This is a genomic window from Aquabacterium sp., assembly GCF_021768455.1.
In the GTDB taxonomy this organism is placed as follows: domain Bacteria; phylum Pseudomonadota; class Gammaproteobacteria; order Burkholderiales; family Burkholderiaceae_C; genus Aquabacterium.
This window is the reverse complement of the sequence record NZ_JAIZVX010000267.1, coordinates 1-2,232: the sequence shown is the minus strand read 5'-3', so window position 1 is coordinate 2,232 and position 2,232 is coordinate 1. Positions and strand designations below refer to the sequence as shown.

The 2,232-nt window shown below is 70.7% G+C and carries 2 protein-coding genes; one reads left to right on the top strand and one right to left on the bottom strand.

Annotation, left to right across the window (positions count from 1 at the left end):
• Nucleotides 1-1,128: bifunctional aminoglycoside phosphotransferase/ATP-binding protein (locus tag QZ994_RS19585; RefSeq protein WP_290877698.1), on the top strand; the 1,128-nt coding region annotated here is incomplete at its 5' end.
• Here the strand turns inward: QZ994_RS19585 and QZ994_RS19580 are convergent.
• Nucleotides 1,119-1,970 carry a 3-hydroxybutyryl-CoA dehydrogenase gene (locus tag QZ994_RS19580; protein ID WP_290877695.1) on the bottom strand — a complete coding sequence of 284 codons (852 nt, stop codon included), beginning with the start codon at nt 1,968-1,970 and terminating at the stop codon, nt 1,119-1,121. The two genes, QZ994_RS19585 and QZ994_RS19580, sit on opposite strands and share 10 nt — an antisense overlap.
• Between the last annotated feature and the right edge of the window lie 262 nt (nt 1,971-2,232).

Sequence of the window (2,232 nt, the reverse complement as noted above, 5' to 3'; positions counted from 1 at the left end):
GCGGCCGGCACGCTCACGCCCGCCCACATCGACGCCCTGGCCGAACGCCTGGCCCGCTTCCAGGCCGAGGCCCCCGTGGCCCCTGCCGACACGACTTGGGGCCGCCCCGCGCTGATCGAGGCGCAATGGGCCCAGCTGCTCGATGGCCTGGCCGCCACCGGCTGCCCCGATGAGGCCGAAGGCTGGCGCGCCTGGGTGGCCGAGATGGCCCCGGTGTGGCGCCCGCACTGGCAGGCCCGGGCCGATGGCGGCCGTGTGCGCGAGGGCCATGGCGACCTCCACCTGGCCAACCTGATCGCCTGGCGCGAGGCGGGGGAGGCGCAAGACCGCGTCACCGCCTTCGATGGCATCGAGTTCGACCCGGCCCTGCGCTGGGTGGACACGGCGCTCGACACCGCCTTCACCGCCATGGACCTCTTCGCGCACCAGCGCCCCGACCTGGCCTGGCGCTTCCTCAATGCCTGGCTGGATGCCAGCGGCGAGCACGCCTGCCTGCCCGTGTGGCGCGGGCACCTGGTCTACCGCGCCCTGGTGCGGGCCATGGTGGGGCGGCTGCAGGGCGGCACGCAGCACGCAGGGCCCCCCGATTACCTCGATGCCGCCCACCGCCTCAGTGCCCCTGGCCCGGCCAGCCTGCTGATCACGCACGGGCTCTCGGGCTCGGGCAAGAGCTTCCAGTCACAGCGCCTGCTGGAGGCGCACGGGGCCATCCGCGTGCGGGCCGATGTGGAGCGCAAACGGCTCTTTGGCCTCGCGCCGCTGGCGCCCTCGCACGGCCGTGTCCCCGATGGCATCTACACGCCCGAGGCCAGCGAGCGCAGCTACACCCACCTGCTGGCCCTGGCCGACCAGGCCTTGTGCGCGGGCTACCCCGTCATCGTGGACGCGGCCTTCTTGAAACGCCACGAACGCGACCGCTTCCGCCAGCTGGCACAGCAGCGCGGCGTGCCCTTCGGCATCCTGCATTGCGAAGCGCCCGAGGTGGTGCTGCGCGCCCGCATCCGCAGCCGCCAGGCCGAGGGCCGCGACCCCTCAGAGGCCACCGAAGCGGTGATGTTCGCCCAGCGCCAGAGCGCCGAGCCGCTGGACGCCGCCGAGATGCCCTGGGTGCGCCAGGTTCAGCCGTAAACGAAGAAGCCCTGCCCGCTCTTGCGACCCAGGCGGCCGGCAGCGACCATCTCTTTCAGCAGCGGCGCGGCGCGGTACTTCGGGTCGCCAAAGCCTTCGTGGAAGACGTTCATGATCGCCAGCACCGTGTCCAGCCCGATGAGGTCGGCCAGGGCCAGCGGGCCGATGGGGTGGTTGCAGCCCAGCTTCATGCCCTCGTCGATGTCGGCGGCGCTGGCCACACCCTCCTGCAGCACCAGGATGGCCTCGTTGACCATGGGGATCAGGATGCGGTTGACGACGAAGCCGGGGTTGTTCTTCACCGTGATCGGCGTCTTGCCGACCAGGCGGGCAAAGGCCATCGCCAGCTCGTACGTGGCATCGGCCGTCTGCATGCCGCGGATCACCTCCAGCAGCGCCATGAGCGGCACCGGGTTGAAGAAGTGCAGACCGATCAGGCGAGACGGGTGCTTCAGCACCGCGGCCAGCTGCGTGATGGAGATGGACGAGGTGTTGGTGCCGATCACGGCCTCGGGCGCCAGCAGGCCATCGAGCTGCGTGAGGATGCGCAGCTTGAGTTCGAGGTTCTCGGTGGCGGCCTCGATCACCAGCTGGGCACCGGCCAGGTCTTCGTAGCGGGTGCTGCCGCTCACGCGGGCCACGGCGGCATCGCGCTCGGCCTGGGTGAGCTTCTCTTTCTTGACGAGGCGGTCGAGGCTGCCGGCCAGGGTGGCCAGGCCGCGCTGCACGGCCGCATCGCTGATGTCGACCATGGTGACGCGCAGGCCGGCCGTGGCGCAGACCTGCGCGATGCCGTTGCCCATGGTCCCTGCTCCGATGACCCCGATGTGTTCGATCTGCATGGCTGCTCCTTGTTCTCTGGCTGTGGATGGTGCACCGGCGGCGCCGGGATGCCCTTGACCCGAGGCAAGCAACACCGGGGCCAAGGCAAGGCGAAGCGAGGCAATGAGGGCGGTTCTGTTGGCGGTTCGCTCTCCGCCTCACAGAGGCTACAGTGAGGGCCGAGGCCGCACCCGCTGACGGCCCAGCGCAACGAACACCACCCCCACCTTCCTCACCGTGACGCCCCGACTGCTCGCCGCCTGGCAACGACTTTACCTGCCC

Excerpts from the sequence above, each read along its gene's own strand:
- QZ994_RS19580 (WP_290877695.1), bottom strand. The coding sequence starts at position 1,970 with ATGCAGATCGAACACATCGGGGTCATCGGAGCAGGGACCATGGGCAAC.